The organism is Pseudomonas sp. Mn2068 (assembly GCF_049319725.1).
Classification (GTDB): Bacteria; Pseudomonadota; Gammaproteobacteria; order Pseudomonadales; family Pseudomonadaceae; genus Aquipseudomonas; species Aquipseudomonas gingeri.
On record NZ_JBMOUG010000004.1, the window covers coordinates 358937 to 376054 of the forward strand.

Annotated in this window: 18 protein-coding genes; 8 read left to right on the forward strand and 10 right to left on the reverse strand. The window is 61.6% G+C overall.

The window, feature by feature from the left end; translation table 11 throughout:
- Positions 1-10 precede the first annotated feature (10 nt).
- The 3 genes from cgtA to rplU all read right to left on the reverse strand — a co-directional run bounded on the left by cgtA (position 11) and on the right by rplU (position 2042).
- Positions 11-1234 (reverse strand): Obg family GTPase CgtA, encoded by a 1224-nt coding sequence (cgtA, locus tag ACL9RJ_RS12335; protein ID WP_017123456.1) that lies wholly within the window; start codon positions 1232-1234, stop codon positions 11-13.
- A gap of 200 nt (positions 1235-1434) precedes the next feature.
- Positions 1435-1692, reverse strand: a complete 258-nt coding sequence (gene rpmA / locus ACL9RJ_RS12340; RefSeq protein ID WP_042934223.1) for a 50S ribosomal protein L27 — start codon at positions 1690-1692, stop codon at positions 1435-1437.
- Between the two features lie 35 nt (positions 1693-1727).
- Positions 1728-2042 carry a 50S ribosomal protein L21 gene (rplU, locus tag ACL9RJ_RS12345; protein WP_003176051.1) on the reverse strand — a complete coding sequence of 105 codons (315 nt, stop codon included), beginning with the start codon at positions 2040-2042 and terminating at the stop codon, positions 1728-1730.
- A 241-nt stretch (positions 2043-2283) separates the two neighbouring features.
- Between rplU and ACL9RJ_RS12350 the strand changes: the two genes are divergently transcribed.
- The 3 genes from ACL9RJ_RS12350 to ACL9RJ_RS12360 all read left to right on the forward strand — a co-directional run bounded on the left by ACL9RJ_RS12350 (position 2284) and on the right by ACL9RJ_RS12360 (position 4290).
- On the forward strand, positions 2284-3252 hold the full coding sequence (locus tag ACL9RJ_RS12350) for a polyprenyl synthetase family protein (protein WP_017123453.1): 969 nt from the start codon (positions 2284-2286) through the stop codon (positions 3250-3252).
- Positions 3253-3453: 201 nt separating this feature from the next.
- Entirely contained in the window at positions 3454-3795 is a 342-nt protein-coding gene (locus ACL9RJ_RS12355; RefSeq protein ID WP_017123452.1) for a zinc ribbon domain-containing protein YjdM, read from the forward strand.
- A 237-nt stretch (positions 3796-4032) separates the two neighbouring features.
- Complete coding sequence (locus ACL9RJ_RS12360) at positions 4033-4290, forward strand: hypothetical protein (RefSeq protein WP_017123451.1); 258 nt, start codon at positions 4033-4035, stop codon at positions 4288-4290.
- Positions 4291-4443: 153 nt separating this feature from the next.
- Here ACL9RJ_RS12360 and ACL9RJ_RS12365 read toward each other — a convergent pair whose 3' ends face one another.
- From ACL9RJ_RS12365 to ACL9RJ_RS12375, 3 genes are all read right to left on the reverse strand, one after another.
- Positions 4444-5061, reverse strand: coding sequence for an FKBP-type peptidyl-prolyl cis-trans isomerase (locus ACL9RJ_RS12365; protein WP_017123450.1), 618 nt, complete (start codon positions 5059-5061; stop codon positions 4444-4446).
- A 117-nt stretch (positions 5062-5178) separates the two neighbouring features.
- Positions 5179-5484, reverse strand: a complete 306-nt coding sequence (locus ACL9RJ_RS12370) for a DUF6482 family protein (RefSeq protein WP_017123449.1) — start codon at positions 5482-5484, stop codon at positions 5179-5181.
- A gap of 135 nt (positions 5485-5619) precedes the next feature.
- A complete protein-coding gene (locus ACL9RJ_RS12375; RefSeq protein WP_017123448.1) occupies positions 5620-6108 on the reverse strand; it encodes a TIGR00645 family protein in 489 nt (162 codons plus the stop codon).
- 171 nt (positions 6109-6279) lie between these two features.
- On the opposite strand from ACL9RJ_RS12375, the gene ACL9RJ_RS12380 reads away from it, so the two are divergent.
- Entirely contained in the window at positions 6280-8106 is a 1827-nt protein-coding gene (locus tag ACL9RJ_RS12380) for a hypothetical protein (RefSeq protein WP_177106452.1), read from the forward strand.
- 3 nt (positions 8107-8109) lie between these two features.
- Here the strand turns inward: ACL9RJ_RS12380 and ACL9RJ_RS12385 are convergent, their stop codons facing one another.
- Together ACL9RJ_RS12385 and ACL9RJ_RS12390 are read right to left on the reverse strand one after the other, a co-directional pair.
- Positions 8110-8442, reverse strand: coding sequence for a hypothetical protein (locus tag ACL9RJ_RS12385; RefSeq protein ID WP_017123446.1), 333 nt, complete (start codon positions 8440-8442; stop codon positions 8110-8112).
- Between the two features lie 284 nt (positions 8443-8726).
- Complete coding sequence (locus ACL9RJ_RS12390) at positions 8727-11165, reverse strand: Lon protease family protein (RefSeq protein ID WP_017123445.1); 2439 nt, start codon at positions 11163-11165, stop codon at positions 8727-8729.
- A 278-nt stretch (positions 11166-11443) separates the two neighbouring features.
- Here ACL9RJ_RS12390 and ACL9RJ_RS12395 point away from each other — a divergent pair, with 278 nt between their 5' ends.
- Positions 11444-11932, forward strand: a complete 489-nt coding sequence (locus ACL9RJ_RS12395; protein ID WP_017123444.1) for a DUF3015 domain-containing protein — start codon at positions 11444-11446, stop codon at positions 11930-11932.
- Between the two features lie 74 nt (positions 11933-12006).
- Positions 12007-13860 (forward strand): DUF4105 domain-containing protein, encoded by a 1854-nt coding sequence (locus ACL9RJ_RS12400; protein ID WP_422765290.1) that lies wholly within the window; start codon positions 12007-12009, stop codon positions 13858-13860.
- A gap of 204 nt (positions 13861-14064) precedes the next feature.
- On the opposite strand, the gene ACL9RJ_RS12405 is transcribed toward ACL9RJ_RS12400, so the two are convergent.
- On the reverse strand, positions 14065-14433 hold the full coding sequence (locus ACL9RJ_RS12405; RefSeq protein WP_422765291.1) for a hypothetical protein: 369 nt from the start codon (positions 14431-14433) through the stop codon (positions 14065-14067).
- A gap of 271 nt (positions 14434-14704) precedes the next feature.
- Here ACL9RJ_RS12405 and ACL9RJ_RS12410 point away from each other — a divergent pair, with 271 nt between their 5' ends.
- A complete protein-coding gene (locus ACL9RJ_RS12410) occupies positions 14705-15058 on the forward strand; it encodes a hypothetical protein (RefSeq protein WP_103032776.1) in 354 nt (117 codons plus the stop codon).
- Positions 15059-15129: 71 nt separating this feature from the next.
- The gene (locus tag ACL9RJ_RS12415; RefSeq protein ID WP_017123440.1) at positions 15130-15624 is read left to right on the forward strand and encodes a GreA/GreB family elongation factor; all 495 of its coding nucleotides are present in this window, start codon (positions 15130-15132) and stop codon (positions 15622-15624) included.
- Here ACL9RJ_RS12415 and gdhA read toward each other — a convergent pair.
- On the reverse strand, positions 15621-16958 hold the full coding sequence (gene gdhA / locus ACL9RJ_RS12420) for an NADP-specific glutamate dehydrogenase (protein WP_212810145.1): 1338 nt from the start codon (positions 16956-16958) through the stop codon (positions 15621-15623). The two genes, ACL9RJ_RS12415 and gdhA, sit on opposite strands and share 4 nt — an antisense overlap.
- Positions 16959-17118 lie beyond the last annotated feature (160 nt).

Here is a 17118-nt window from a genome sequence, read left to right on the forward strand (position 1 = left end):
AACCAATGAATCAGTCGCGGACGTAAATGATTTCCGGACCATCTTCGTCATCGACATCTTCTTCATCCCAGTCATCGTCACCGATGTCATGGACGCTCTTGACGCCGCTGCGGCGCAGGGCCCGCTGGTCATCCAGTGCCTGCAACTGGGCACGCGCCTCATCCTCGATACGCTGGTCGAGATCACGCAGCTCATCGGCGTAGGCCGGATCGTTGGCCAGGCGATCGAGACGATCTTCCAGGTAGCGCATGATGTCGCGAGTCAGACGCTCGGTCCCTTCCTTGGCAATTGCCGAGATCACATAGACCGGACCGGTCCACTGCAGACGGTCGACAACTTCCTTGACCCGCTCCTCATGCTCTTCCTCGAGGATCTGGTCGCACTTGTTCAGCACCAGCCAGCGATCACGCTCCGCCAGGGACGGGCTGAAGCGGGCCAGTTCGTTGACGATCACTTCAGCGGCATCCGGCGCACTGCTGTCATCCAGCGGCGCCATGTCGACGAGGTGCAGCAACAGACGGGTACGCGCCAGATGCTTGAGGAAGCGAATCCCCAGGCCGGCACCTTCCGAGGCACCTTCGATCAGGCCCGGGATATCCGCGACAACGAAGCTTTTCCAGCGGTCGACACTGACCACGCCCAGGTTCGGCACCAGCGTGGTGAACGGGTAGTCCGCCACTTTCGGCTTGGCGGCCGAGACCGAGCGGATAAAGGTACTCTTGCCAGCATTCGGCAAGCCCAGCAGACCGACGTCAGCCAGCACCTTCATTTCCAGCTTGAGGTCGCGCTGCTCGCCCGGCTTGCCCGGCGTGGTCTGACGCGGCGCCCGGTTGGTACTGGATTTGAAGCGGGTGTTGCCCAGACCGTGCCAGCCGCCATGGGCGACCAGCAGGCGCTGGCCGGCCTTGACCAGGTCGCCGATGACTTCCTGGGTGGCGGAATCGATCACCGTGGTGCCGACCGGCACACGCAGCTCCAGATCCTCGCCCTTCTTGCCAGTGCAGTCGGTGCTGCCACCATTGGAACCACGCTCGGCATCGAAGTGCCGGGTGTAGCGGTAGTCCACCAGGGTGTTGAGGTTTTCGTCGGCGACCATGTAGATCGAACCGCCATCACCTCCATCACCCCCGTTGGGGCCACCGTTTTCGATGAATTTTTCCCGACGGAAGCTCATGCAACCGTTGCCGCCGTCACCAGCCTTTACGCGAATCGATACTTCATCAACGAACTTCATAACACACGCCTCTCGCCACCGGGACGAGCCGAATAACCACAAACATCAAGTATAAGACCCTTGCAAAGATGAGCGCGGCGACCTCAATCAACGACCGAAAAATCCAGCGCCGGCAGCCCATACAAACAGCTTTGCAAGAGACTCACCCCACAAACGAAAAAGCCCCGTCGCAAGACGGGGCTTCTCCAGCATTCTCGCAATTAAGCCGCGACGATGCTCACGTAACGGCGGTTGAAAGCGCCTTTTACTTCAAACTTGATCACGCCTTCGACTTTAGCGAAGAGAGTGTGATCCTTGCCCATGCCAACGCCGTAACCGGCGTGGAACTGGGTACCGCGCTGACGCACGATGATGTTGCCCGCTTTGATAGCCTGGCCGCCATACATCTTCACGCCAAGGCGTTTGGCTTCTGAGTCGCGACCGTTACGGGTACTACCACCAGCTTTTTTGTGTGCCATGAGTTCAATTCTCCAAAAAGGGGATTAGGCTGAAATTAAGCCTGAATACCGGTGATTTTGATCTCGGTGTACCACTGACGGTGGCCCATACGCTTCATGTGGTGCTTACGACGACGGAACTTGATGATGCGGACTTTATCGTGACGACCTTGGGAGATCACTTCAGCCACAACGGTAGCGCCAGCAACAACTGGAGCGCCGATGTTCACGTCATCGCCATTGGCGACCAACAGAACGCGATCAAAGGTAACGGATTCGCCAGTGGCGATTTCCAGTTTTTCGATCTTCAGGTATTCACCTGGAGCGACTTTGTACTGCTTGCCGCCGGTAACGATTACTGCGTAAGACATGGTATTTCTCCGATAATCCTGCTCACCCAGCGCTTTATAGGTAAAGGTATTGGCTGGCATGGCTGCATGGGGCTGGAACGGCCCAAGTGCAATTGCGTAAGGCAGGTGCTGCCCAGGAAGTTCAGGGTGCGCGATTGTACGCAAGCCGCCTGATCCTTGCAAGTGGCCCGGTATCCTGCCTTGACAGGCCGGAACCCCCGCCCTAGCATGCCGCGCAACCCTTCTGGAGCGACTCTCGCTGATGCAACCCCAAGCATTCTACCGCGCGGTGGCGGACGATTTTAGCGCCGTCGACGGCATCATCAAGAAGCAGCTGACTTCCCGGGTGCCGCTCGTCTCGAAAATCGGCGACTACATCACCTCGGCCGGGGGCAAGCGCCTGCGTCCTTTATTGGTGTTGCTGTGCGGCAAGGCCCTGGGGCGCGAAGGCGATGACCTGCGCCTGCTGGCGGCGACCATCGAGTTCCTGCACACCGCGACCCTGCTGCACGACGACGTGGTCGACATGTCCGGCATGCGCCGTGGCCGCTCCACCGCCAACGCCATGTGGGGCAACGCTCCCAGCGTGCTGGTCGGCGACTTCCTGTACTCGCGCTCCTTCGAGATGATGGTCGAACTGGGTTCGATGCCGGTCATGAAGATCCTCTCCCAGGCCACGCGCATCATCGCCGAGGGCGAAGTGCTGCAGTTGTCCAAGGTGCGCGACGCCAGCACCACCGAGGAAACCTACATGGAAGTCATCCGCGGCAAGACCGCGATGCTCTTCGAGGCCTCCACCCACAGCGCCGCCGCCCTGTGCCAGGCGACGCCGGAACAGGCCGAAGCCCTGCGTACCTTCGGCGACCACCTCGGCGTGGCCTTCCAACTGGTCGACGACCTGCTGGACTACAAGGGCGATGCCGAGACCCTGGGCAAGAACGTCGGTGACGACCTGGCCGAAGGCAAGCCAACCCTGCCGCTGATCTACACCATGCGTGAAGGAACGCCGGAGCAGGCGGCCCTGGTGCGCCAGGCGATCCAGAAGGGCGGGATCGAGGACCTGGAAAGCATCCGCGCCGCCGTCGAAGCCTCGGGCTCGCTGGAATACACCGCGCAACTGGCCCGTGACTACGTCGCCCGGGCGATCGCCTGCCTGGAGGCCCTGCCGGCCAGCGAGTATCGCGATGCACTGGTGGAACTGAGCGAGTTCGCGGTCGCCCGCACTCACTGAGGCCAATAACGGCCTACCGTAGGAGCCGGCTTGCCGGCGATGAGGTCCTTGAACGATGCGTTGCTCTTGCGCACGTCATCGCCGGCAAGCCGGGCTCCTGCAACGTCCTGCGTCAACCTGTCTTGCGTTGTCGCGCCCCCTCCTTCGTTAAAAACCCTATATAATGTGCGCTTTTAGCCTTCCCGAACCCGAGGAGCCTTAGTGAGCACGTTGCCACCCTGCCCGAAATGCAATTCCGAATTCACCTACGAAGACGGTACCCAGCTGGTCTGCCCGGAATGCGCCCATGAGTGGTCCGCCACCGGCGAAGCCGAGACCGCGTCCGACGACAGCGTGAAAAAGGATTCCGTGGGCAACGTCCTGCAGGACGGCGACACCATCACCGTGATCAAGGACCTGAAGGTCAAGGGCACCTCCCTGGTGGTCAAGGTCGGTACCAAGGTCAAGAACATCCGCCTGTGCGACGGCGACCACGATATCGACTGCAAGATCGATGGCATCGGCCCGATGAAACTCAAGTCCGAGTTCGTCAGAAAGGTCTGAGCAAACGCCAGCTCGATCGTTCCCATGCTCTGCGTGGGAACGCATCCAGTGGCGCTCCGCGGCGCCTGCAGAGCATCCAGCAAGGCATTCCCACGCTGGAGCATGGGAACGATCAATCCCCCCTTGCGCTTGACGCCCGACAATTCCCCCACAGAAAAACCAGGAATCCGCCAATAGGCACTTGCTATTCTTTGAATAAGAATTATTCTCATTGAAACCTATCAAGGAGATGAGACCATGACTTATTTGATCGATGCCTGGCTGGACCGCCCACACCCTTACCTGCGCATCCTGCATCGGGAAACGGGTGAAGTCTGTGCGGTACTGGAAGAAGAAGCCCTGAATGAACTGCAGGACCAGGGTGACCTGGATGTCAGCGGCCTGAGCTCCAGTGAACCGCTGGTGCTCAAGGAACTGGTGCGCAACCTGTTTCTGTTCTGCTATGCCCGGGCCTTGCGCCCGACGGGAGACCTGAACAGCAAGCTGCAGGTATGACAACGGTGTCTGTGGGAGCGGGCTTGCCCGCGAAGAGGCCGGTACATCCGCCACATTGCTTGTGGCAGTAAGACCGCCTTCGCGGCGGTCCGACATCCCGGCAAACCTGCTCCCACACAAGGACCGCCCCCATGGAGAGGCGGGTGCGGCGGGTTACAGAACGTCGAGCAGCTCGACGTCGAACACCAGAACGCTGTGCGGCGGGATGCTGCCAACGCCTTGAGCGCCGTAGGCCAGTTCGCTCGGCACGTACAGGCGCCATTTGCTGCCGGCATTCATCAGTTGCAAGGCTTCGGTCCAGCCGGCGATCACGCCGCCTACCGGGAATTCGGCTGGCTGGCCACGCTCGTAGGAGCTGTCGAACACGGTGCCGTCGATCAGGGTGCCGTGGTAGTGAGTACGCACGGTGTCCTCACGGGATGGCTTGGCGCCTTCACCTTGAGTCAGCACTTCGAACTGCAGGCCCGATGCCAGGGTGGTGATGCCGTCACGCTTGGCGTTTTCAGCCAGGAATGCCAGGCCGGCACCTGCCGCGGCTTCAGCCTTGGCGGCCGCTTCGGCCTGCATGATTTCGCGGATGACCTTGAAGCTGGCGGACAGTTCGTCCTGGCCCACACGGCTTGGCTTGCCGCCAAACGCGTCGGTCAGACCGGCCAGGATCGCGTCCAGGCTCACGCCCGGTGGCGGGTTGTCACGCAGTTGGTCGCCCAGCTGACGGCCGATGCCGTAGCTGACGCGGGTTTCGTCGGTGGACAGATTTACTTCGGACATAACACTGCTCCGCTATGGGTCTGCTCTGGAAAACACCCTGGAATACGGCATTTCCCCTCGCGCCCGGAACCAAAAAGGGCGAGCAGACTAGCACAGAAGCGTCCGCTGTCAGCAGCCTCACCAGCCAGAATGGAAGGCGATGGGCACCTTCAGGCTGTCCTCGGCACTGGCCGGCATCCCGCACATTTCGTCGTGCACCGAGGTATGGATCAGGTGGAACGGCAGCTTCGGCATTCGTTCCAGCACCTCCCTGGCATGCTCCACCGAACGCAGGTGCAGGGTCTGCCCATGATCGTCGTTGAGCGGGTAGGCCGCGCCGTGCATCCGCGCTTCCAGCAGATAGATGCCGCCTTCGAGGGAGATCAGGTTCAACTCGTCGATCCGCCCGGCGAGGGCGAAACTGTTCAGCTCTTGCAGGTTCATGGGCGCACCTCGACTTTTCGGACTGGGCTATAGACAGGCATATGCCTGACCCGACAAAAGCACAAGGCGAAAACCACGCCGCCCGTCCGTTTCACAACGGACGGGCGGCGCGAACACGGCCACGGAGCGTGACGATCAGTGCTTGGTCAGCTTGTCCAGGTAACCCATGGCGAAGGCCGAGATCACAAAGGTCATGTGGATGATCACATACCACTGCAAGTGCACCGGATCGACGTTCTTGGCGTCCATGAACACCCGCAGCAGGTGAATCGAAGAGATCGCCACGATGGAAGCCGCCACCTTCATCTTCAACGAGGTGGAGTCCATCTTGCCCAGCCAGCTGAGCTTTTCCTTCTCTTCATCGATATCCAGCTGGGAAACGAAGTTCTCGTAGCCGGAAATCATCACCATCACCAGCAGCCCACCCACCAGCGCCATGTCGATCAGCGACAGCAGCACCAGGATCAGGTCGGCCTCGGCCATGGCAAACACGTTGGGGATGACGTGAAACACTTCCTGGAAGAACTTCAGCGCCAATGCCAGCAACCCCAGGGACAGCCCGAAGTAGATCGGCGCCAGGAGCCAGCGCGAGGCATACATTGCATTTTCGATAAAACGTTCCATGAATCTCACATATCGCCTGAAATGGCGGCGAGTATACCAGCCGTGAAACCCGAGGGAAAAAGCTCCCGCCAGACGCCTCGTTCAACACAGGGACAGCTCTGCAAAAGCGATTTTCTGCTAGTGTCGGCATCAACGACATCGCGCATGCACTGTGGACAGGAAAACTGAACAATGGATTTGCGACGCCCCCTGGGTTGCCTCGGACTCTCGGTAGCTCTGCTGATGAGCGGCTGCTCCCCCAATGACAAGCAACAACAGACCAGCCTCGAGGAAAGAACCGCAGAATTCGAAAAGACCCTCGACACGATCCAGGATCCCAAGCTCAAGGATGCCGTCGCGGACCTCGGCGGCTCATTGCTGCTGCTCGAACGCGCCCGCCTGCGCCTGCGGGACAAGCCGATCGAGACCGAGTACAGCGACGATGCCCTGGCGCTGCTCAAGCACTACCCGACCCCGCAGGCCCTGGCCGACACCTACATCAACGGGCTGTTCGTGCTGCGCAAGGCCTCCAGCTCCGATTACCTGACCGACCTGCAGCCGATTTTCCCGTTCAGCTTCAACTATCCGACCGAGTTTCCCTTCCCCCATGCCCTGGAATGGCAGTCGGTGACCCTGAGCAACAAGCAGGTCGTACCCTTCCAGCCCGAATGGTCGGAGACCGATCCCGGCATCCAGTTGAGCCCGTCCAGCGCCAACATGACCAATCCCGACGACCTGACGGTGACCTACCCGTACGTCGACGGGGTGGAAGTCGAGAACCGCAACCAGCCCCAACCCCTGACCCTGCACGGCAAGGTCGAGGTGATCGCCCCGCGCAAGGTCTTTACCTTCGACCTGACCCGCAAGGATATCGGCAAGCGGCAGACCAGCGAAAACATCAGCCTGACCCTGGTCTCGCTCGACAAGAACAATGCCGAGATCGAACTGAGCAACAGCGCGCCCCAGGCGGCGCAGGTCGGCGATACGGCGCTGAACCCGCTGATCGCCCAGGCCAGGGACAGCACCGGCCAGTTCCTCTCGCGCTCGGGGTCGATCAACGAAAACGCCGCGCAGATCGCCTTCTACCAGCAGCAACTGGATGAGATGCTCAAGCAGAAGAGCTGGAGCGACGCGTTCGAGAAGAAACTCGACGATGAGCAGAAAGCCTTCGAGGCCAGGCAGAGCAGCCATTACACCCGTGTGTACTTCAACGGCATGATCGACAAGCTGGAAATCAGCGTGCTGGATTTCTCCGATGCCACCGTCAACCGCAAGGAACTGGACCTCCCGATACGCCAGTTCGATGACACCACCAGCAAGGACATCCAGCCGCTGCCGATGCCGGTGGTGGTCTACGACGACCAGGCGCCCCACTACCTCAAGGACGCCGACCTCGACGCCGAGCAGTTGAAAAAGAGTGTCAGCATCAGCCAGTCCGTGGACGACGCCAGCGCCGCGCGCATCGAGTTCGACCATCCGAAGACGTTCAACGACGAACTGCTCGGCTCATCCTTCAACCCCGGCGACAGCCCGGTGACGTTCTTTGCCGAAGACGAGCAGGGAAAACGCGGCGAACCGCTGGAACTGCCCAAGGAAGCGTTCGAGGTCAACCCGCTGGAAGGCACCATCACCTACGACCTCAACCTGTTCCCGGAAACGCCGGCCTATGCCATCGGCTCGATACCGCTGTTTCTCGCCGATATCCAGAAAAACACCCTGGACGCCCGGCAGTTGCCCAAGGGCCTGGAACTCAAGGGCAATGCCCTGGTGGTCGACCAGAAACTGTTCCCGGCCGAGTCCTGGCGCTTCTACGCCAAGGACGACAGCGGCAACTACCTGAAGGAAATCCTCGCCACCAGCCACAACGAGAAAGCCGACTCACCGCCGCTCTATGACGTGCACTATTTCTACGGGCAACCGACGCAACTGGAAAGCTACCAGCGCACCGACCTGCAGACCGTCGAGTACGGCTTCGAGGTCAAGCTCGACAAGGTCCAGAGCAACGAGCCCGCCGAGTAATCCTCAGTGCAGCTCGTAGCCACCCGGATGTCGACCGCGCTCGCCGTTGATCTGCCGTAGCTGGGCCTGCAGGTGCAGGCGCCAGATCTGCGGTTCCTCGGCCAGTTCGTAGCCGTGCAGGGTCAGGCTTTCGACAATCGAGTCGAGGATCGATTCGGCGACGAAGGGGCCGTGGAAAGGGCCCTGGGATTTGATTGCGGAGGGTTGCTCACCGGCCATTCCGGCGGCGAACAAGAGGGTCCACATCCCGTTATCCCCGGCGAGCGGGCGAATGACGCATTCGATACGGGTGACCAGGCCCAGGCATTGGCGGGTAAGACAAAGGCTGCGCGACATGGCGGCGACCCTCGGTAGGTCCTGTCTTCAGCCTCCGACGTGAAGGCTGCATCGTTCCAGTGACTACAGTGGATGTCCTTGCCCAGAGAATAGAATAAATCCACCGGGCGCAAGGACCTGGAGGACCAACGGGCGCCAGGGGAACGGGCGCCAAAGCCTTGACCCCCGCCCTTGCGGAACTTGTGGGAGCTGGCTTGCCAGCGAAGAGGCCCTTGAGAACGCCAGGAGCTTCGCGGGCAAGCCCGCTCCCACAACAAGCCCACTCCCACAGTCCATGCGCGCCGTCAGGACGGCTTGACCTCCGCCAGCGCCTGCTCGGCGGCCTCTCTCTCGGCCTCCTTGAGGTCATCCTCGCTGATCATTTCGGCGATCACTCGCAGGCGCTCCACCACCCGTGCATTGACGCTGCCTTCCGGAAACTGACCGTCGGCATCCGGCTCGCCGGCGGGTTCGCCTACCAGCAAGCTGAGGGCCTCGTCGGCCTGACGCACCGCATACACATGGAACTGCCCGGCCCGGACGGCCTGCAGGACCTTCTCGTCAAGCATCAGCGTGGCGACGTTGGCCTGCGGGATGATCGCACCCTGTTCGCCGGTCAGGCCACGGGCCTCGCAGAGCCGGAAGAAGCCCTCGATCTTCTCGTTGACCCCACCGACCGCCTGCACCTCGCCGAACTGGTTGATCGAACCGGTAATGGCGAAACATTGCTTGAGCGGGGTCTTCGACAAGGCCGAAATCAGCGTGCAGGCCTCGCCCAGGGAAGCGCTGTCGCCATCGACATAACCATAGGACTGCTCCAGGGCGATGCTCGCGGAGATCGCCAGGGGGAATTCCTGGGCATAACGGCTGCCCAGGTAGCCGGTGAGGATCATCACGCCCTTGGAGTGGATCGGCTGCCCGAGATTGACCTCGCGTTCGATATCGACGATACCGCTGCCGCCCGGATAGACCGTGGCGGAAATTCGCGCCGGCACGCCGAACGCCGAATCGCCGACCTCCAGCACCGTCAGGCCGTTGCACTTGCCCACCGCGGCGCCGGCGGTATCGATCAGGATGATCCCCGCCAGCATATCGTCGAGGATGCGCGCGGAGACCCGGCCGGTCCGCGTGGCCTTGGCCTTGAGCGCCCGTTCGATATGGCCGGCATCGGTGCGTTCGTCACCGGCCAGGTGACGGATGAAATCCGCCTCGCTGACCAGCTGGAACAGATCGCCGATCCGCGCCGACAGACGCCCCTGGTGCTCGGCCAGGCGCGCACTGTAGGTCGCCAGGCGCGCCACCGCATCGGCGGTCAGCGGCGCCATGCCCTCTTCCGAGGTGCGGGTCTTGAGCAACTGGGCGAACTGCTCCAGGCTTTCGTCGACCATCGGGATGTCTTCGTCGAAGTCCACCAGCACCCGGAACATCTCCTGGAAGTCCGGATCCAGGTCCTGCAGGGTGTAGTACAACTGGCGCGCACCGATGATGATGACCTTGACCTGCAGCGGGATCATCTGCGGCGTCAGGGTCACGGTCGCCAGGCGACCCAGTTCGCCCAGGGGCGACTCCATCTTCAGCTTGCGCGATTGCAGGGCGCGCTTGAGCGCGTCCCAGACGAAGGGCTCGCTGAGCATCTTCTCCGCTTCGAGGATCAGGAAACCACCGTTGGCGCGATGCAGCGCCCCCGGGCGCAATTGCCGGTAGGTGGTGTACAGCGCACCCTGGTCGGTGCTGTATTCGATCCGGCCGAACAGATTGTCGTAGGTAGGATGCGGCTCGAACACCACCGGCGCCCCGCCACTGGCCGGATGCCCGACCACCAGGCTCGGCGCGTACTGTTCTTCCAGCAACTTGCGGGCAACCGCGTCGGTCTTGCTGTCGTCCACCAGTTGCTCGACCACGGTCTTGAGCAGGTAGACCTGCATCGCTTGCAGATAACCACAGACTGCCGCGTTCTCGGCGTACTTCTCCGACAGCGGGGCGAGCAGAGGCTGCAAGGCCAGGGTAATGGTCTCTTCGTTCAACTGGCGCAACTGGTTGCTCGACTCGCGCTTCCACTGCGGCAGGCTGGCGAGCTCCTCGTTGAGACGCTCTTCGAGATCGGCGATATCGGTATGGAAACGCTCGCGCTCGGCCTCCGGCAACTGGGCGAACTCCGCCTCGTCGAGGGCCTTGCCGTCGCTCATCGGGGTAAAGGCGATATTGGTGCTGTCGCGATACAAGGCGACTTCCTTTTCCAGCGCCAGGCGCTCGATCACATCCAGGGCGCGGTCATAACGCTGGTTGAACGCACGGTCGATGGCACTTTTCTTCTGCTGATAGGACGGATGTTCGAACACCGCCGGAAACGTCGCCAGCAGATTGTCGATCAGACCGTTGATATCGCTGATGAACGCGCCGGCCTCGCCCGCGGGCAACTCCAGCGCCCGTGGCTCGCGCGGCTCATCGAAATTGTTGACGTAGACCCAGTCCGAGGGGGTCTGCAGGCGCTTGCCTTCCGCCTTCAGGTAGCGTTTGACGAAGGAAAAACGCCCGGTGCCGGGCTCTCCCATGACAAATACGTTGTAACCGGGGCGTGGCATCGCCACACCGAACTGCAATGCTTCGACCGCGCGTTCCTGGCCAAGCACACCGCGAAAGGGCTCCAGATCATTGGTGGTAGAGAAGCTGAACTGTTCAGCGGAGAAAGGGCGAGTCAGCGCTTCGGGCGCTAGACGCAGGCTGGCAGCAACAGAATCAGGCATCGGGCTTCCTTACATCAGGCGGGGCAGATGAAGGCATTCTGGCGCTGGCCGTACCCGGCTGGCAAGGCAAGTGGCAGGTGAATCCTCGCAGCGGGACAAAAGCCCCGGGAGCCGGACTACAAGAAGGTGTATATCTTATTCATAAAGGGAAAAAACCACGGAACCCTTGGATCGTGCCTAAACTCCAACATGCGCGGCTGGACTGATAACCGGCCCACCGGTGCTCTCACAGGCCGGACACCCTTGTCCATTGGTATGCACATAAAGAGAACAAAGCTATGAAACGGATTCTTCTCGGTACTCTCTTCACCGTTGTCTCCTTCCAGGCCTTGGCGCAGGCGCCAGGCGGCCCGGATTGCGGTTGGGGCAACATGCTGTTCAAAGGTCAACGTGGCACCCCCGCACACTTCCTGGCCTCCACCACCAACGGCACCTCCGGCAACGCCACCTTCGGGATGACGTCCGGCACCAACGGCTGCACCACCAAAGACGCACTGACCTACGGTGGCAAATCCTGGATTGCCATGAATGGCATGATGAACGAGCTGTCGGAAGACATGGCCAAGGGTCAGGGCGAAGCACTGACCACCTATGCCGTGGTCCTGGGGGTGGCACCGGAAGACCGTGCCCATTTCGCCGCTGTGACCCATGAGCACTTCCAGCAGATCTTCAGCAAGGCTGACGTGACCGCCGACGACGTGCATACCAACACCCTGGCCGTACTCAAGAGCGATCCACGCCTGGCCAAGTACGCAACCCAGGCTTGAGCCTGACCCGCCCGCTCCTCCTGGAGCGGGCATTCCCTGCCCGACCCTCTTTCGCCTGACAACAGTTGCCCATCATGCTCAAACGCCTTGCCTACCTGGCGCTCTGTGTCTGCGCCCCGCTCCAAGCCGCTTCGCACATCGATGATCAACGTTTGCAACAACTGGCCGACGATCCCTTCTGGATCTCCCTGGGCCATTACGAAAGCGCCAAGCTGGGCGGCTGGCGCAGCTATGTGAGCGACAAGAAATTCTTCCTCGCCGCCGACGGCGCCCATCACCCGGATGCGGAACTGAAAGCCACCGTCGCCGCGCTGTATGCCCCGGCCAGCGCCGGCAACCAGCATGCCCAGTGCGTCTACCCGGCCCGCAGCCGCTGGCTCAAGGCGCAACTGCAACTGACCGATCTGCCGGCCCCGGACTGCTCCGACTTCAACCAGTGGTTCAAGAACGTCTCGCCCCACAGCACGGTGATGATCTTTCCGGCGGCCTACCTGAACAGCCCCTCGTCGATGTTCGGCCACACCCTGCTGCGTATCGACCAGGAAGATGTCCAGCGCGACCAGACCGCGCTGCTCAGCTACGCGATCAACTTCGGGGCCTATATCGAAGGCTCGGACAACAGCATTCTGTATGCCTGGAAAGGCCTGATGGGCGGCTACCCCGGCTTGTTCGCCCTGGTGCCCTACCAGGAAAAACTCTCCGAATACCGCAGCCTGGAAAACCGCGACCTGTGGGAATACCGGCTGAACCTCACGCCTGAAGAAACCCAACGCATGGTCGAGCACGTCTGGGAACTCAAGCAGATCCAGTTCGACTACTTCTTCTTCGACGAAAACTGCTCCTATCGCCTGCTGGAACTGCTGCAGGTTGCCCGCCCGAGCCTGCGCCTGACCGGGCAGTTCCCGCTGACCGCCATCCCCACCGACACGGTGAAGGCGGTCAAGGAGGCCGGCCTGGTGGAAAGGATCGACTATCGCCCGTCCCGTGAACGCGAACTGCTGGAACGGGCCAAGCCCCTGACGGACGATGAGCAGGCCTGGGTCCTGAAAGTCAGCGCCGACCAGAAAGTCCTCCAGGACCCGCTGTTCAAGGCCCAGCCCAGGGCCCGCCAGGCGCTGATCGTCGATGCCGCCTATCGCCTCGAACGTTATCGGGCCAACGGCCTGGAGCGCGACCCGGTGCGCTCGCAACGCAGCTTCGAACTGCTCCGGGCGATCAACCAGAACCCCGCGCCGGAGTTGCAGATCACGCCGCCCGGACTGCCGGAAAACGGCCATGAGTCGCGCACCTGGCAGGCCGGGATCGGCACCCGCGGCGACAAGGCCTTCGGCGAGTACGGCCTGCGCATGGCCTATCACGACCTGAACGACAACGCCGAGGGCTTCCCTCTCGGCGCCCAGATCGAAATCCTGCAGATGAAACTGCGCCAGTACGAAGGCAACCACTGGCAATTGCAGCAACTGGACCTGGCCACCATTCGCTCGCTGACACCGCGCAACGCGCTGCTGCAACCCTGGTCCTGGCAAGTGACCGGCGGCCTGGAGCGGGTGCCGGGCAAGCACGATGACCAGACCCTGGTCAGCCACGTCAATGGCGGGGCCGGCGGTACCTGGCAATTGAACGATGAGCTGCTCGGATTCGCCCTCGGCACCGTGCGCGTGGAACACAATGCCGATTTCGCCGCGTTCGTCTCACCGGCCGCCGGGTTCGATACCGGGCTGCTGTGGAAAAACCCGCTGGGCAATCTCAGCGTGGAAGCCAAGGGCGACTACTTCACCAATGGCGAAGTACGCCGCAGCCTGAGCCTCAACCAGCAATGGGAGCTGTCGCGCAACCTGGGCCTGCGCCTGAGCGCCCAGCGCGAGTTCAGCAAACTGGCCTCGGCGGAAAACGAGGTCATGCTGGAACTGAAGTGGTATCACTATTGAGCGGCGCCTGCTCGGACGCCATCGCCAGCAAGCCGGCTCCTACAAGGAGCCCGGTATGTCGATAGACTTGTGCCGAAACATAGACTTGTAGGAGCCGGCTTGCTGGCGATGACGGCGGTGAATTTGACATCGCCATTCCTGGCCAACGCCTACAGGAGCCATGCCCAGACGGTATTTTGTATTCGACGCAGACCACAGACAGGGCTATTCACACTGAAAGTTCAACTGTGCGGACTGCACCGCCGTCCGGCCGAACTTGCGCTCCAGAAACTCGCCCCGTAAACGCCGGCAATGCTGGTAATCGCGCCGGGCCATATTGTCGATGGTGATATTGCCCACATCACCCGATGTAGTCCGTCCGCCAAAGCGGAGAACCACCGGCGGGGCTTCGGGCTGCAAATGAAACCGGCGGGGAGACTTCTCGTCAGGTGCTGGCGATGCCACTGCCTGAGTGGGAATAGGCAACAGGCCATACCGCTCCACAAGGAAGCTCTCCGGCAATGGTTCACCCACGGCAACACAGGCGGACAGGGTCAGGCCGACACCCACGCCATGGGGTTTGAAGCAACTCATACACGACTCTCTTTCTTTCGACTGCGATTCCCCCACGCCCTGGCGCGGGACTGAAACACCTGGCGCAGAGCGCCCGGTACTGCTTTAACCTGAACAGAAAGATAACGACCCGGGTCGGAAAAGTTTACTGCCCAGACGCACAAACCGCTCATTGCCCGACGTCACAGGAGCGCGAACAGGCCCAACAGGTTCATCACAACCTCTTGACGCTACGCTCACGCGCGACCTTCTACACTCAACTCCATAGGGGTCGATCTGTACGGGTATCACGATGTGGCGTTGGCTGTTGCTGGCAGCAATGATGGGATTGGCGGGCTGTGAATCGACCCACGATCACCTGCTCGCCCAGGGTTATCCACCGGCGTTCGCCGATGGCTTCGACGACGGCTGCGGCAGTGGCCGGCAAGCCGCCGGCGCGATCACCGGCGAATTCCGCAAGAACGTTTCCCGCTATCTCCAGGAACGTGAATACGCCACGGGCTGGGATGACGGCTTTCGGCAATGCCAGGCCATGCTCGAGAATCAGGACCGCGACACCTACAAGAACCGCCACTGGGACGAGCGCGAACGCGCCTGGCAACAGGAGAAAGACCGTGACGCCGCACGGGCCTACCGTTCGCAATAGGTCGCTTTCGGACAATTCCCCGGCACCGAATCCTGCGAGCATGGTCCATATGCCATGCACGGGAGAATGCCATGAGTCGTGCCTTCGTCAACGAAGACAGCGCCGCCGCCCAGGCCAGCCAGCCGGTGGAGCGCCAGGTCAGCACGCAGCCCAACTACGTCACCGCGACGGGCCTGGCCCAGTTGCAGGAACGCGTTGCCGGGTTGCAGGCCGAATACAGCCGGCAGAGTGCCCTCGGTGAACAGGCCGACAAACAGCGCCAGGCCGATATCGAACGAGACCTGCGCTATTTCAACCAGCGCCTGTCCAGCGCCATGCTGGCCGCTCCGGCGACCTCCAGCGAAGTGGTGCAGATCGGCAGCCGCGTCACCTTCGCCAACGAACAGGACGAGGAACAACAGGTCCAGCTCGTCGGCGAAGACCAGGCCGACTACGCCAGCGGCCTGATCAACTGGGGCTCGCCGCTGGGACGGGCGCTGCTCGGCGCGCACCCCGGCGATGAAGTGCTGTGGAAACGACCGGCCGGGGACCAACTGATCGAGATCCTGCGCATCGACCCGGCTTAAACCACACCCTGGGCGAGCATGGCCTCGGCGACCTTGACGAAGCCGGCGATGTTCGCGCCCTTGACGTAGTTGACCCGGCCGTTTTCCTCGCCGTAATGCACGCAGGCATGATGGATCGATTGCATGATGCCGTGCAGCTTGCTGTCGACCTCGCCGGCGGTCCACAACAGGCGCATGGCATTCTGTGACATCTCCAGGCCACTGACCGCCACGCCACCGGCATTCGAAGCCTTGCCCGGGGCGAACAGGATGCCCGCCTCGATAAAGATATCCACAGCCTCCAGGGTGGTCGGCATGTTCGCACCCTCGGCCACGCACAGGCAGCCATTGCGCAACAGGGTCCGGGCCGCCTCGGCGTCCAGTTCGTTCTGCGTCGCACAGGGCAGCGCGATATCGCAGCTCAGGGTCCACGGATGCTGGCCGGCGAGGAACTCCAGGCCAAAGCATTGCGCCAGCTCGCTGATCCGCCCGCGCTGGACGTTCTTCAACTCCAGCAGCGCCTGCCACTGTTCGTCGGTCAGGCCGGCCTCGCAATACAGCGTGCCTTCGGAGTCGGACAGCGAAATCACCTTGCCGCCCAGGTCCATGACCTTGCGCGCGGCGTACTGTGCAACGTTGCCGGAACCGGAGATCGCCACGCGCTTGCCCTCGACCCCATCGCCCTTGCGCTTGAGCATTTCCTCGGCGAAATACACACAGCCAAAGCCAGTGGCTTCCGGACGGATCAGGCTGCCGCCGTAGGTCATGCCCTTGCCGGTCAGTACCGAGGTGAACTGGTTGGCCAGGCGCTTGTACTGACCGAACAGGAAGCCGATCTCCCGGGCGCCGACTCCGATATCACCGGCCGGGACGTCCACGTCGGCACCGATATGCCGGTACAGCTCGCTCATGAACGCCTGGCAGAAACGCATGACCTCCGCGTCACTCTTGCCCTTGGGATCGAAGTCCGAGCCGCCCTTGCCGCCGCCCATCGGCAGCGAAGTCAGGGCGTTCTTGAAGGTCTGCTCGAAGGCGAGGAACTTCAACACACCGAGATTCACCGACGGGTGGAAACGCAGGCCGCCCTTGTAGGGGCCGATGGCGCTGTTCATCTGGATACGGAAACCACGATTGACCTGGACCTTGCCCTGGTCGTCGACCCACGACACGCGAAACACCACGGCCCGCTCCGGCTCGCACAGACGCTCAAGAATGCCCGAGGCCAGGTAGTGCGGATGACTCTCCAGAAACGGCCAGAGACTGCGCAGGACCTCCTCCACCGCCTGATGGAATTCCGGTTGGTCCGGGTCGCGTTTTTTCAGGCGGGCGAGGAAGTGGTCAACGGATTCGATCATGGAAAAGTCTCGTCAATGAGTTGTCGTTATCAGGAGATTGACCCGGACTGTAGCAATTGAAAGAGCACTACGACAGTGCAAAATGTCGCAGTTATGAATTTAAATGGTGCAATTTATATAAATATTCCGTATTCAGGGCACAAAACGCACCATAAAAAGG